General features: G+C 61.9%; 14 protein-coding genes and 2 pseudogenes. 7 read left to right on the forward strand and 9 right to left on the reverse strand.

Annotated elements, in window-relative coordinates:
• Window positions 1–267: 267 nt before the first annotated feature.
• Both NKI20_RS20870 and NKI20_RS20875 read left to right on the forward strand, forming a co-directional pair.
• On the forward strand, window positions 268–1,068 hold the full coding sequence (locus NKI20_RS20870; protein ID WP_352833749.1) for an SDR family oxidoreductase: 801 nt from the start codon (window positions 268–270) through the stop codon (window positions 1,066–1,068).
• 103 nt (window positions 1,069–1,171) lie between these two features.
• The gene (locus NKI20_RS20875; RefSeq protein ID WP_352833752.1) at window positions 1,172–1,771 is read left to right on the forward strand and encodes a TetR/AcrR family transcriptional regulator; all 600 of its coding nucleotides are present in this window, start codon (window positions 1,172–1,174) and stop codon (window positions 1,769–1,771) included.
• On the opposite strand, the gene NKI20_RS20880 is transcribed toward NKI20_RS20875, so the two are convergent.
• Both NKI20_RS20880 and NKI20_RS20885 read right to left on the reverse strand, forming a co-directional pair.
• The gene (locus NKI20_RS20880) at window positions 1,768–2,586 is read right to left on the reverse strand and encodes a CDP-alcohol phosphatidyltransferase family protein (protein WP_023761626.1); all 819 of its coding nucleotides are present in this window, start codon (window positions 2,584–2,586) and stop codon (window positions 1,768–1,770) included. The two genes, NKI20_RS20875 and NKI20_RS20880, sit on opposite strands and share 4 nt — an antisense overlap.
• Window positions 2,587–2,588: 2 nt before the next feature.
• Window positions 2,589–3,287 (reverse strand): phosphatidylserine decarboxylase, encoded by a 699-nt coding sequence (locus tag NKI20_RS20885; RefSeq protein ID WP_352833755.1) that lies wholly within the window; start codon window positions 3,285–3,287, stop codon window positions 2,589–2,591.
• Window positions 3,288–3,418: 131 nt separating this feature from the next.
• On the opposite strand from NKI20_RS20885, the gene NKI20_RS20890 reads away from it, so the two are divergent.
• Entirely contained in the window at window positions 3,419–3,682 is a 264-nt protein-coding gene (locus tag NKI20_RS20890; RefSeq protein WP_352833758.1) for a lysozyme inhibitor LprI family protein, read from the forward strand.
• A gap of 29 nt (window positions 3,683–3,711) precedes the next feature.
• On the opposite strand, the gene NKI20_RS20895 is transcribed toward NKI20_RS20890, so the two are convergent.
• The gene (locus NKI20_RS20895; protein ID WP_352833761.1) at window positions 3,712–4,941 is read right to left on the reverse strand and encodes a DMP19 family protein; all 1,230 of its coding nucleotides are present in this window, start codon (window positions 4,939–4,941) and stop codon (window positions 3,712–3,714) included.
• Window positions 4,942–5,286: 345 nt separating this feature from the next.
• Between NKI20_RS20895 and NKI20_RS20900 the strand changes: the two genes are divergently transcribed.
• A complete protein-coding gene (locus NKI20_RS20900) occupies window positions 5,287–6,150 on the forward strand; it encodes an SMP-30/gluconolactonase/LRE family protein (RefSeq protein WP_352833763.1) in 864 nt (287 codons plus the stop codon).
• A 9-nt stretch (window positions 6,151–6,159) separates the two neighbouring features.
• Here the strand turns inward: NKI20_RS20900 and NKI20_RS20905 are convergent, their stop codons facing one another.
• The 4 genes and pseudogenes from NKI20_RS20905 to NKI20_RS20920 all read right to left on the reverse strand — a co-directional run.
• Entirely contained in the window at window positions 6,160–6,507 is a 348-nt protein-coding gene (locus tag NKI20_RS20905; RefSeq protein ID WP_352833766.1) for an antibiotic biosynthesis monooxygenase family protein, read from the reverse strand.
• A gap of 129 nt (window positions 6,508–6,636) precedes the next feature.
• Window positions 6,637–8,517, reverse strand: a complete 1,881-nt coding sequence (locus NKI20_RS20910; protein ID WP_352833769.1) for an ABCB family ABC transporter ATP-binding protein/permease — start codon at window positions 8,515–8,517, stop codon at window positions 6,637–6,639.
• 77 nt (window positions 8,518–8,594) lie between these two features.
• Complete coding sequence (locus NKI20_RS20915; RefSeq protein WP_352833771.1) at window positions 8,595–8,936, reverse strand: ArsR/SmtB family transcription factor; 342 nt, start codon at window positions 8,934–8,936, stop codon at window positions 8,595–8,597.
• A gap of 67 nt (window positions 8,937–9,003) precedes the next feature.
• Window positions 9,004–9,136: pseudogene (locus NKI20_RS20920) on the reverse strand (LysR family transcriptional regulator); the annotation flags it as partial.
• Here NKI20_RS20920 and NKI20_RS20925 point away from each other — a divergent pair.
• Window positions 9,128–9,367: pseudogene (locus NKI20_RS20925) on the forward strand (NAD(P)H-dependent oxidoreductase); the annotation flags it as partial. The pseudogenes NKI20_RS20920 and NKI20_RS20925 sit on opposite strands and share 9 nt — an antisense overlap.
• Window positions 9,368–9,396: 29 nt before the next feature.
• Here the strand turns inward: NKI20_RS20925 and NKI20_RS20930 are convergent.
• Window positions 9,397–10,872 carry a LysM peptidoglycan-binding domain-containing protein gene (locus NKI20_RS20930; RefSeq protein ID WP_352833774.1) on the reverse strand — a complete coding sequence of 492 codons (1,476 nt, stop codon included), beginning with the start codon at window positions 10,870–10,872 and terminating at the stop codon, window positions 9,397–9,399.
• A gap of 143 nt (window positions 10,873–11,015) precedes the next feature.
• Between NKI20_RS20930 and NKI20_RS20935 the strand changes: the two genes are divergently transcribed.
• Window positions 11,016–11,627, forward strand: coding sequence for an LOG family protein (locus tag NKI20_RS20935; RefSeq protein ID WP_352833777.1), 612 nt, complete (start codon window positions 11,016–11,018; stop codon window positions 11,625–11,627).
• Between the two features lie 354 nt (window positions 11,628–11,981).
• On the opposite strand, the gene NKI20_RS20940 is transcribed toward NKI20_RS20935, so the two are convergent.
• Window positions 11,982–12,878 (reverse strand): LysR substrate-binding domain-containing protein, encoded by an 897-nt coding sequence (locus NKI20_RS20940; protein WP_352833779.1) that lies wholly within the window; start codon window positions 12,876–12,878, stop codon window positions 11,982–11,984.
• Window positions 12,879–12,988: 110 nt separating this feature from the next.
• Between NKI20_RS20940 and NKI20_RS20945 the strand changes: the two genes are divergently transcribed.
• A complete protein-coding gene (locus tag NKI20_RS20945) occupies window positions 12,989–13,279 on the forward strand; it encodes a muconolactone Delta-isomerase family protein (protein ID WP_352833782.1) in 291 nt (96 codons plus the stop codon).
• The last annotated feature ends 49 nt before the right edge of the window (window positions 13,280–13,328 follow it).

Genomic DNA, 13,328 nt, shown 5'->3' on the forward strand with positions numbered 1-13,328 from the left:
ACCCCCACCACCAACACCCCCCGCGGCGCGTGGGCCTGTTTTTTTTTTATACTCCCCTGTGGTCCCTCCCATCTCCGGGGCCACGCCCGGGGGGGCCCGGGGGCGCGGGGCGTGGGCCCCCCCCCCCCGGGGCCGCTGCAAGCCCTTGTTCTGAGCCGGACCGAGAGCGCAATGCGTGCCTCGTCACATTCTCGCCTTATCGCCAAATTAGTGGTGAGTGATCATTCACTCACCACTAAGGGGCGTTGCCTCAGAGGGAGGTCTTGAATGGCAAAAATCCTTGTTACCGGGGGAACAGGGCATCTCGGCCGCGATCTTGTGCCGGCGTTGAACGAGGCTGGGCACATTATCCGGCTGCTCGCCAGAAAAACCGGGCAAGACAATTCCGTTGAGTGGGCTCTAGGTGATCTCGCAACCGGCGACGGCATCGATGAGGCTCTTGTCAGCATCGACACGGTCATACACGCCGCGACGCTGTCGCCGATCGCCAGGCGCGGCATGAGGCTGATAGATTTCTTCTCAAGTCCGGCCAGCGTCGATGTCGAGGGCACGCGGCATTTGCTTGCCGCGTCGCAGCGTGCCGGCGTAAGCCACTTCATCTTCGTGTCGATCGTCGGCCTAGAATTCAGCCGCCTGCCCTATGCCCGGGTAAAACTGGCAGGCGAACAGCTCGTACGAGAGTCCTCGCTCCCATGGTCGGTCATCCGCGCCACGCCGTTCTATTACCTTCTGGCGAAGATGCTCGGCGGGCTGGAATGGCTGCCGGTCTGGCCGCTTCCGACCTCGCCCTCAAATCCGGTGGATACACGCGACGTGGCCCGCTATCTCGCAGCGGCTGTCACCGATGGGAAAAGGGGCATCCGTATGGAAATAGGTGGCCCGGACGTGATGCCTTTCTCGAGTTTCGCGCGGCTATACCGCGACGCACTTGGGCTAGCACGTCTCGTCCTGCCGCTGCCTATCAGTCGAAAGATGGGCCTTAGAATGGGCTTGGTCGAAACCGCCGGGCGTTTTGGCGAAAAGACCTGGAAGAGTTGGCTTTCCGAACACCACCGAAGCGCCCGCTAGTCGAATCCTGTCTCTGCATCGCCGGCACGAGCGATCGTCGATGCTGGCAGGTATTAATGTCCATTGCGAATCCATTCATCAGGTCACTGAGCCAGGAGCAGCCATGAAGCCGCCATCAACCGGACGCGAGCGTATTGTGCGCGCGGCTATCCGCCTGTTTGGCGAACGCGGCTACGATCGGACAAGCGTTCCCGATATCCAGGAAGCAGCCGGTCTGTCTCGCGGCTCCGGCGCGCTCTACAAGCATTTCTCTTCGAAAGAGGACTTGCTTGCCGCCGCGATCGAGCAGTTCGTCGGCACGGCGCGGGAAGGCCGGGCGGAACTTGGCGAGAAGACGCTTTCCATCGAGGAGGGCTCACGGAGACTTGTGGGAAGCATGCTTCAAAAACTCGGCGCCAATCGTGACGTGCTCCGCATCCTGTGGCGGGATCTGGAGCATTTCCCCGAATTGAAAGCTTCGGCGCGTACAGAGATCATGCAAAGCACGTATCTCGCCGTCGCCGAATGGCTGCGGGAGCATCAGCGTCAGGGTGAACTGCGCCCACATGACAGCGAGGCGGTCGCTGCCGTCATCGTCGGCAGCGTCGCCATGTTCCGGGTCTTCGAGGCGATATGGGGCGAACGTGCGATCGACATCGGCGACGAACGTTTTGCGTCCGCCTGGAGCGATTTGTTAGTGCAAGGGCTCAAGCCCCCGCCTTAACCTATATCCGAAGGCGGTATCTTCTCACCCTCCAGCTTGGCGCGTTTCGAATAGGCGCGCACGCTGAACGGCAGGAAGATCAGGTAACCGGCGACCGAAGCCGTCAGCGTGTACCAGGGATAGGTCATCAGCAGGAGCACGTAGAGCACGACACCAAGGATAATCGGCAGCACCTTGTCGCCCGGGATTCTCAGGTTCTTGCCGGAATAGACCGGCAGCCGGCTGACCAGCAGGAAGGCGACCAGAATCGTGAAGCCGGTGGCGACGAAGGCGGCTGGACGACTGGGCTCCAGCCCGGTGCGGAGGAAATAAAGATAGAGCGGCAGCATCACCAGCACGGCGCCCGCCGGCGCCGGCACGCCGACGAAATATTCGGACTGCCATAGGGGGCGATCGGCCTTCTCGTCGTCAAGCACGTTGAAACGGGCGAGCCGCAGCCCGCAGGCGATAGCAAACAGAAGTGCGGCGATCCATCCCGGCGAGCCGGCGCGGTCGAGCAGGAAGGCATAGAGCACCAGAGCCGGTGCGACGCCGAAATTGACGATGTCGGCCAGCGAATCCATCTGCGCGCCAAATTTGGAGGTCGCCTTCAGCATCCGCGCCAGGCGACCGTCAATGCCGTCGAGGAAGGCCGCAAGCAGCACCATCACCACCGCCGGCTCGAAACGGCCTTCGAAGCCGAAGCGGATGCCGGACAGGCCGGCGCAGATGGCCAGCACGGTGACCAGATTGGGCAGCACCATGCGCATAGGGATTTCCCGGATGCGCGGACCGCCGCTGGCGTGGGCCTCGAACTTTTTGTATTGCGTGCCCACCGTCAGGAAATCCGAACAAGAGGCGTGCCGGCCACACCGCCGAATTCGGCCAGCACGGTTTCGCCGCCGACCGCCGTCTGGCCAACGGCAACACGCGGCGTGGCGGCCAGCGGCAGGAACACATCGACGCGCGAGCCGAAGCGGATCAGGCCGAAGCGCTCGCCGATGGCGATCGAGCCGCCGGCCTCGGCCCAGCAGACGATGCGGCGCGCCACAAGGCCGGCGATCTGCACAGCCGCAACCGTGCCGTTGGGACTCTCGATGACCAGGCCGTTGCGCTCGTTCTCGGTGCTGGCCTTGTCGAGTTCGGCATTGAGGAATTTTCCCGGCCGATGCTCGATCTTGGTGATGCGCCCGCGTACGGGAGCGCGGTTTACGTGGCAGGAGAAGACGTTCATGAACACCGAGATGCGGGTCATTTCGACATTGCCGAGGCCGAGTTCGCGAGGCGGCACGGCCGGCCCGACCGCAGAAATGATGCCGTCTGCGGGGCTGACCACGAGGTGGTCGTCGACCGGCGTGACGCGCTCGGGATCACGGAAGAAATAGACGCACCAGGCCGTCAGGATAAGGCCTATCCAGAACAGGATCGAAGAGAAATAGCCGAGGAAGAGCGTTGCCGCGCCAAAGGCCGCGATGAAGGGATAGCCTTCGCGATGGATCGGTACCAACGCGTTCTTGACCGTATCGACAAGGCTCATCGGGTAAAAGCGGGCTCCGTTTCAATTGCGGCCTCAATAGCCGAAAGCCCCCCTCGCCGCAACGCAACAATCGGCAAGGCTGTATTGGCCGCGTCCTACAGAAGCGGTGGTGCGCTCGCCTGTCGGCGTCATTGTCGGCAGAATTCGGGGCACCGCCGGTTCAAAATGCGGGAACAAGCCGACCGCCCATGATCTTAAACCCCAACACGGCGCACCTCATTGCCAAGCGATGGGCCGCCACAAGTGCGGTTCTGCTCGCGCTGGCGGCATCGAATGGCAGCGCAATAGCGCAAGCCAAGCTATCCTTTGACTGCAGCAAGGCCGCCAGCGTGGCGGAAAAGGCCATTTGCGCCGCCCATGCTGATGGAACGTTCTTCCTGACGGAGAAAAAGTAGCGCGGCGCCATCGAGACGACCGGACCAGATTAGTTGGCGCCATCGGCTTCGGCTCGCGCAAAATGTTCTTCAATCTCAAGCCTGCCGGCGTCCGCTAGCGGGTCTTCCGCGCTCGATCTCAAGAGCATGCTGCCGTTGGGAGCGGACAATAGGAGCAATGGTCTACCGCCAGCAGCAACTGTCCAACTGACGACCGATCCTCCCTCTCTCGGAACCAACATCGACGGCAAGGCAACTGCTCCTGCAGTGTCTACTCCAGCCCTGCGCAAAAGAAGGTCGAGGGCTGCTGGCGCCCGATAGGCTTCAGCCAATTTGATGACGGTCGCTATTGAATCGGCGCCGACATGCGACAGCTTCAAGCCGACATGTGGAGCACTGTCACCAAATAACTCATCGATGTCGTCGGTGACGCTGTCGTTGGGTCCGAAGTCGAGTTCCAGTTCCGTGCCATCGGCAGCAAGGTACTGGTATGCCGCTGTATGCGTCGACGTGACCACGCACAACAGCGCCCTGCAGGCATTGGTTACGACAGGAAAAGCCATCTGCTTCTCGCCGTCTATGTCCAACATCCTTCCTTCGCCGACCCCAAGCTTGACCTCGGGTTGCGGCAAGCCTGCACAGGCTAAACCGATGCCCACTTGAAGTCGGCTCGTCATCACTGCTTTCAGATGGAACACCGAGCGATGGCGCAATCGAGGTTCGCGCCTGGGATTGGCCATCACAACGCCGAGAATGGCCTCCTGGCATTCGGCATCATCGACAATCTCCAGTTCAGGCCATGAGGCAATCCAACCCACTGCGCGGGCAAGCAACGGGACGCTATCTTCCTCCTTGTAAAAAAGATCGTCGAGCTCATCAAGGAAATCAGCGCGACCACCTTCGAATCCGGTCTGTTCCTCCGCTTCTTTTGGGTGTTCCCTGACCCAAGCAACCATTTGTTCCAAAGCAGCCAAATGATTTGTCGCTCGCATTCCAGCCAGAGCCAACCTCGCATCGGAGGTAATTTTGTCGAAGCCACCATGGTAGTTGCGGATAAATTGGCTGTGGCCGCCATTGCTTACTTCCAGGGCGTAGAGATAGGTATGAAAAAACTGCCTCGCCGATGCCGGAATTTCGTGATCTTCGTAGAGGCCCTGGTTGAGCATCGCGTTGACGAAATCCATGACCGCGGTCACGAGATCAGCGACGTAATTCTCCTTGGCAGCGCGCTCGACAGCTGAAAACGGGACAATGACTGAAGACACATGCGGGCTGGCCATCGGCTGCTCCGAACGGACGGCCGAAACCGTTGTCGACTGTTGAAGCTTTTTCGCGAAAAAATTCCGAACATGCCAGCGGCCTTCTTATCTGCAGCAGCAGAATAATACCTTGAAGAGCAAATAAAAGCATTTGAAATTCATTTTCAAATGTCTAGTCGCCGACGTTTTTAGAGCATTCAGAAAACTGATTTCGAGATTTTGCTTCAGGAGCTCAGCGTAGAGGTGGCCGAGTTGAATTGTTGCGTGATGCCTGTCGGCAACGCACGCCGTGATCCGTCCTTGGTGAGACAGCGTCTTTCTGGACCGCCCGGCCATGATGACGTGCGCAACAAGGAGCTCTCGCAAATGCAGAAACAACCGGCCACCCAAGCGCATCTCCTGACCGCCGGCCTCGCCTTCGGCGAGTCGCCGCGTTGGCACAACGGACGGCTTTGGGTCTGCAACTGGGGCACCGGCGAGATCATCGCCGTCGATGCCGACGGCAACCGCGAGATTGTGCTTACCGTGCCGGCTGTCCTGCCCTACTCCATCGACTGGCTGCCGGATGGCCGTCTGCTTGTCATCTCCGGTCGCGACGGCTTGCTTCTGCGGCAGGAAGCAGATGGAAGACTCGTCACCCATGCCGATTTGCGCAGCCTCTCGAAAAGCCCGTGGAACGAAATCGTTGTCGATGGGCGCGGCAACATCTATGTCAATGGCGGTGGCCCGGCGCCGGCGCCGGGCGAGCATTTCGGTCCCGGCACGATCGTGCTGGTCACGCCGGACGGTGCGGTCCGGCAAGTGGCCGAGAATATCGCCTTTGCCAACGGCATGGCGGTCACCCCGGACAACAAGACGCTGATCGTCGCCGAATCGCATGCCAACCGGCTTACCGCCTTCGACATCGCCGCCGACGGCACTCTGTCCAATCGGCGGGTCTGGGCTGATCTCGATGGCTATCCCGACGGCATCTGCCTCGATGCCGAGGGGGCGATCTGGTATGCGGATGTTCCCAACAAGCATTGCGTGCGCGTGAGCGAAGGCGGTGAGGTGTTGCAGACAGTCGTTGTCGATCGCGGCTGCTTTGCCTGCATACTGGGCGGCACCGACAGGAAAACGCTGTTCATTCTCGCCGCCGAATGGCGTGGCTTCGAGCACATGGTCAGCGACGCGCGCACCGGCCAGGTGCTCAGCGTGGACGCACCGGCACCCGGCGTCGGCTGGCCGTAGGAAATCCTATTACAGTCCGGGAATACGCTGATAGTTGGCGATGTCGGCCCGAACACCGAGCCGGGCGATCGTCTCCTGCGGGTTGAAGGCGATGCGCTCGTGCGCCGCCTTGACGATCGGCACGACATTGTCGACGGCCGTCTGGTTCTCCCATTCGACGATAGTGACGAGGTTGAACTCGCCAGGACCCGAGAATTGCTCGAGTAGGAAATCCTGCACGAAGCCTTGCTGCAGGCGCAGCAATTCATGCGTTGTCCTGACCTTGGCCAGTATCTCTTCGCGAGCGGCGGCCGGGACGACGAATTTGTCCACCCTGAACACGCTGCCGCCGTTAACGTTCTGATTTGTCTTGCTCATTTCGATCATTCCGTTCTTGGATCATGTTGCTTCCGGGCTCCAAGAACGACCTACAATCTCAACTTAAGTTGAGGTCAAGCGGAAATTTCTTCCTTCTCATCTGGTAGGCGGCTCACCTGGTAGGCGGCATCAATTCACCTCGGATAGCCGGCGGCGAACGATGACGCCAAGTTCGTCGCCCTCGCGGGCGATGCGCAGCCGCTCCTCGGCTTCCGTTGCCTCGCGCTGGCGATCCCACATCGAGGCGTAGAGGCCATGCTTGTGCATCAGTTCGGCATGCGTTCCGCGCTCGGCGATCTGGCCGTCCTGCAGCACGATGATCTCGTCGGCCGTAATCACCGTCGACAGCCGGTGGGCGATGACGATGGTGGTGCGACCGCGGCTGACCAAGTCGAGCGCCGCCTGGATTTCCTGCTCGGTGTGGCTGTCGAGGGCCGAAGTCGCTTCGTCGAGCATCAGGATCGGCGGGGCTTTCAGGATGGTGCGGGCGATCGCCACGCGCTGCTTCTCGCCGCCCGAGAGTTTCAGCCCACGCTCACCGACCATCGATTTGTAGCCGTCTGGCAGCCGCTCGATGAAGGGGCCGATCTGGGCGAGTTCGGCAGCCTTGCGCATATCCTCCTCGCTGGCACCGATGCGGCCGTAGCGGATGTTGTAGGCGATGGTGTCGTTGAACAGCACAGTATCCTGCGGCACCATGCCGATTGCTCCGCGCAGGCTCTCCTGCGTCACGTCCCTGATATCCTGGCCGTCGATCAGCACCTGGCCGTCCTGGACATCGTAGAAGCGGAATAGAAGCCGCGAGATGGTCGACTTGCCGGCGCCCGATGGCCCGACAATGGCGACGGTCTTGCCGGCGGGCACCTCGAAGCTGACGCCCTTCAGGATCTTGCGGTTCGGGTCGTAGGAGAATTGAACGTCGCGGAACTCGACCTTGCCGGCGCTGACAGCAAGTGGCTTCGCATCCGGCCTGTCGACGATCTCCTGCGGCACATCCAAAAGGTCGAACATTTGCTCGATATCGGTCAGCCCCTGGCGGATTTCGCGGTAGATGAAGCCGATGAAATTGAGCGGAACCGACAACTGCATCAGCATGGCGTTGATGAAGACAAAATCGCCGACCGTCTGCGTGCCGGCCTGCACCTCCAGCGCCGACATGCACATGACGATGACTGTGCCGAGGCCAAAGATGATGCCCTGGCCAAAATTCAGCCAGCCAAGCGAGGTCCAGATGCGCGTCGCCGATATCTCGTAGCGTGCCATGGAGCGGTCGAAGCGCTCGGCCTCCATGCCTTCGTTGTTGAAATACTTGACCGTTTCGTAGTTTAGCAGCGAGTCGATCGCCTTGGTGTTGGCATCGGTGTCGCTGTCGTTCATGTCGCGGCGGATCGAGATGCGCCAGTCGCTGGCGCGCACCGTGAACCAGACATAGACCCAGACGGTGACCGCGACGACCGCCACATATTTCCAGCCATAGGTGTAGGCGAAGATGCCGGTGGTCAGGGCGAATTCGAGAATCGTCGGCGCTGTATTAAGCATGATGAAGCGCACGATCGTCTCGATGCCCTTGGTGCCGCGTTCGATGATGCGCGACAGGCCGCCGGTCCGGCGCTCGAGATGAAAGCGCAGCGACAGTTGGTGCATGTGGACGAAGGTGCGGAAAGCAAGCTGACGCACTGCGTACTGGCCAACGCGGGCAAACAGCGCGTCGCGCAACTGATTGAAGCCAAGCTGCACCAGTCGCACGACATTGTAGGCGACGACCAGCATGACGGGCGCCAGCAGAAAGCTCGGCAGCGGCGGCACCGATTTGGCGTCACCGGCCAGCGCATCGGTCGCCCATTTGAAAAAATAGGGACCGGCGACCAGCGTCAGCTTGGCCACAACCAACAGAAGCGTCGCCCAGGTGACCCGGGCTCTCAGATCCGCGCGATCCGCCGGCCACATATAGGGCCACAGGTTGAGCAGCGTCTTGAAGGTCGAGGAGTCGGAGACGGTTTTTTTGGCCATTCTTTGTGCCTTCTTCTTATGTCTTTTTGACCATGATCTCTTCCGAAAACAGGGCTGCACTTTTCGGGATCATGGATTTAGCGGCCGGAGCAGCAGGAATTGACGAGCGCGGTCAGCGACATCGAGACATCGGCGAGCGCGGCGTGGTTGATCGCATAGCGCGAGCGCTGGCGATCAGGCTCGAACCGGACCAGCCCGGCTTCGACCAATATCTTCAAATGCTGTGACACGGTGGACTGCGCCAGATCGAAACGATCGACGACCTCGCGGCAGCAACAGGAGCTGCTGGCCGACAGGTATTTCAGGATTTCGATACGCGCCGGGTGCGAAAGCGCTGCCAGCCGAGCAGCGACGGCGCGGCTGTCCGGGGCCTCCGACGCGGAGCGGAGTGTATGGGTTTCGAAGGGGCTGTCGCTCATCGTCCATCGGCGATAAACGATGGTTGGCGCTATCGCAAGCTACTCTTCTGGGCAGACCAGATAGCGGCTAACGCTGTGAGATGGACTTCTCGATCCCCGGGATATCGGCTATCCGTTCAGCCAGAAAGTCGACCAGCAGGCGAACCCTTGCAACGCCCGCGCTCCGGGACGATCAGCATGTTCAACGGGACGGACGGCAGCTGCTCCCGCCATTTGTCGCCTATAGCGTCGACCGCTTCGGTGAAGCCGACTTCGAGCCCGCTGCCGAGCGCCTGCGCGAGCGAATGAGAACGCTCGCTACCGCGCAGCCCATTCCCTATCGCCGGCAGAATGGCGGCGACTATTTGATTCCGAGCATGAAGCTACGCCCCGACCTGGGCGATCAGAACATGACCGGGTTCAAACTTCACCTAAGCGGCTCAACGAGCTAGCTGACTTCGACCTCTGGAAAGCCTTGTCTCTAGTTGGTCTTTGTCGTCACCTGCTTGCCCATCGCCTTGAGGTCGGCGGCTTCGCCTTCCTTGGACTTTTCCGGGACCTTGAACACCTGTCCCGGCCAGATGCGATCAGGATCGCTGATCTGATCCTGGTTGGCGAGGTAGATGGTCGAGTAGCGCATGCCATGGCCGTAGACACGCCGTGAAATCCGCCAAAGCGTGTCGTGGCGGTGGATGATGACGGCGCCGTCCGCATGTTCGAGCTTGGGCGCTACGGTCTCGGGCACATCGCTTGGCGGCGTGGCTGCCACCACAACGGCCGGAGCCTCACCGGCCGGTGCTGCGGGAGCAGCCGCGACATCGGCTGGAGCGGCAGGCGCTTCGGCGGCAGCAGGTTCGGCAGGCTTGAGCTCCGCGGGCGCCACGGCGGCGATCGATTCACCCGGCTCGCGCTCGAACGGCACGGCGGCGCGTGCCACCACTTTCACGCCGTCGGCATCGAGACCGTCGACATGGATGGTGTAGCTGCCGACCGGAATGTCGCGCGTCGCCTCGACGAGGAAATGGCCGTTCGGCGACGTCTGAGCGTCACCGAGCAGGATATCATTGGCATAGGCGCGCACCTTGCGGCCCGGATCTGAGAGGCCGGCAACAAATATCTTGTTGCCGTCGATCTCCACCGCCTCGACGACGATCTTGGGTTCGGACACGTCTGGCGCAGCCGGCGCCGATGGGGCTGCCGGAGCAGGTGACGCTTCAGCCACGGCCGGCGCCGGAGCCGGCGCGGCTGGTGCCGAAGCAGTTGCGGGCGCCGCCGCGGGAGCCGCCGGCGCGGCGGCCTGGTCGCCGGCAGCCGGGGCGGCCGGCTTTGCCTCGGGCGCGGGAACGGTGAGCAGTTCGGCCGGCTTGCCCGGCTCCTCGACCATCGCCAGCACCTGGCCGGCCGCATTCTTTGGAACCGAGACGACTGCGGTCTGCACCGACGGCGTCACGACATCGCCGGTGGTCGCGCGCAGGGCAATCGTATAGTCGCCAGGCTTCAACGGATCGTCGAGCACGATGACAAAGGCGCCGTCGGGACCGGCGACCGTCGAACCGAGCACGGGCGTGCCGTTGAGGATCTCGACCTTCGCGTTGGGCGCCGCGTTGCCGGCAATCACAATGGAGCCGTTGCTCTCGACGCGCACGACATCGAAGGACGGTGCGATCGGACCGGCCGCAGCCGGCGCTGCCGGAACCGCTGCACCCGTTGCCGGTGCGGCCGGCGCCGTTATCTGGGGCACCGCGGCGGGCGCGGCCGGCACAGCCGCTGCTGGAAGCCGCGCTTCCGTGCCGGGATCAGCCGGCTTCGGCGCCGCGGGCGGCGTCAAGGCAGCCACTTGCGCCGGCGGCGTCGGATTAAGATACGGGTCGAGCGCACCCGAAACATAGGCGGTCCCCGCAGCCGCAACGGTCCCACCCGCCACGAACAGGAACGCCTTCAATGGATTAATCACCATATTTCTCTACCCCTTAGCCACCTAACGCCGGTCTAGCCTGTTTTGCCCATGTCGACAAGAAAGAGGGACCGACAAGAAAAAGCCCGAGCTTGTTGACCCTTGGGGCTTGACCGCGCTTTCAGACCCAATCACCAATCATCAGCATGAACACGATTCGATCCGTTTGCGTCTATTGCGGCTCGTCTCCGGGCCGCGATGAAATCTATATCAAGGCCGGGCACCTGCTCGGGCGCTCGATTGCCAAAGCGGGCCTGCGGCTGATCTATGGCGGCGGCACCAAAGGCATCATGGGCGCCGTCGCCGAAGGCGCCTTGCGCGCGGGGGGCAAGGTGACGGGCATCATTCCGCGCTTCCTGATCAATAGGGAGGCAACGGAAACCGCGCTTGACCGGCTCGACGAACTCTTGATCACCGACAACATGCACGAGCGCAAACACAAGATGTTCGAGAAATCCGACGCCTTTGTGGCGCTGCCGGGCGGCATCGGCACGGTCGAGGAGATCGTCGAGGTCATGACCTGGGCGCAGCTCGGTCATCACCGCAAGCCGATCGTCTTCGGCAATGTCGGCGGATTCTGGGATCCGATGCTGTCGTTGCTCGATCACATGGCGGCCCAGGGCTTCATCCACACCGCGCAGCGAGTCAAGCCGCTGGTTGTCGACGACCCCGAAGCGATCGTCGCCGCCATCATGGTGGCTGGGTCCTCCGTCGACGCCCCGACCGAGGGCGTGCAGTCGGTGATAGACAAGATGTGAGGCAGTAGGGAATAGGGCGGTAGGCAGTGTGAATGCCGGGGGACGGCAACCCCTACTGCCTACTGCCTACTGCCTACTGCCTACTGCCTACTGCCCAGGGCAACGAACTCGGGTTAACGGGTTCCTTCGGAGCCTTCGCCTGCGCATTGGCTGACGGAGCATCAAACGAAAAACCCGCCTGTGCGGCGGGTCACTGGCGCAAATCAGCACCATAGAGAAATATATACCATAGCTGAGGGCACGGAATCAAGAAAAAATTCCTATTACCGGCACAAAAGCCGACACCGCCGAACTGTCGTCAGGTCTTTGTTAACCTGAGTGCGGAGCCCTAGCCTACTGCCTACTGCCTACTGCCTACTGCCTACTGCCTACTGCAGCTGCCTGCCGCAGATCAGCGATCACCGCGCGGCGGTCATGACGTCGCCAGGCAAGATGGATGGAAACCGTGCGCTCGAACCATGGCAGGTCGCGAAACACGATCCGCGGCGGAGCGGCGGCACGCAGGCTGGCCTGCACCGTCGCCAGGCCGAGGCCGGCGCTGACCAGACCGAGCGAGGTCAGCGGGTCAGCCGTCTCATAGGCGATGTCGGGCAGAAAACCGGCTTTGGCGCATGCGGCAAGGAATTGCCCGCGGTTGGTGTCGTCGGGCTGGCGCACGACCGTGATCCAGGTGCGGCCGTCGAGGTGATGCGGCCCGATCTCTGATATTTGGACAAGCGGATCATCTTCGGGGATCGCCAGCACCAACGGCTCATGCCGCAGCGCCATGGCGGCGACATCCGGGTCATCGTCGGCTGGCGGCGAATAGACAAAGCCCAGATCGAGCACCCGCTGCCGCAACCCCTCCAGCTGCGCCGCCGAACGCAGGCTTCGCAACTGAAGGTGAAAGTCTGGCCGGTCGCGGCGGAACTGGCGCAGCATGCCTGCGACAAGCCCGGCATGCACGGCGCCTTCGACGTAGCCGATGGCGAGACGGCCGATGGCGCCGCTGGCCAGGTTGCGGCCGAACTCCTCCAGTCGTCGCGCATTGGACAGCAGCGAGCGGGCCTCCGCGAGGAAGGCGCGACCCTCGGCATTGAGATGGACCCGCTGCTTCGACCTCTCAAACAGGGAGACGCCAAGCTGCTCCTCGAGCTGCATGATCTGCCGGCTGAGCGGCGACTGCGAGATATGCAGCATCTCGGCGGCGCGACCGACATTGCCGGCTTCGGCGACGGTGACGAAATACCTGATCTGGCGCAGGTCGAACATTTTTTCTCCGAGGTTCCAAGTCCTCACGGGTCTTAACTATAGCCTAATCAGTCTTGGACAGTCTGACCAGTGGGAGTGATACTCGGCCATCCCAACCAAAGGAGACCGACATGCAGTTCTTTGCCCTTCTCACTCGCAACACCGAAAAGTTTACCGATGCCGATTTCGCGCCGCTGCTGCCCGGTGAGGCCGAACAGCGCCGAACGCTTTACGCCGAAGGCGCGGTCCGCCAGGTATGGAACCGCGGCGATATACCAGGCAGTGGCATGATGTTCGAGGCCGGCAGCGACGCGGACGTGCGTGGCCATCTCGCCACCTTGCCCCTGATCAAGGCCGGCATGATGGATATCTCCGAAATCGTGCCGCTCAATCCTTACCCTGGGTTCGGCCCGAAGCGCTGAGAGGACGCAATCCGGTGGCGGCGAAGGCGTCACCACCGGATTGACGCGG

It is taken from the genome of Mesorhizobium sp. M0830, from assembly GCF_040319965.1.
Classification (GTDB): domain Bacteria; phylum Pseudomonadota; class Alphaproteobacteria; order Rhizobiales; family Rhizobiaceae; genus Mesorhizobium.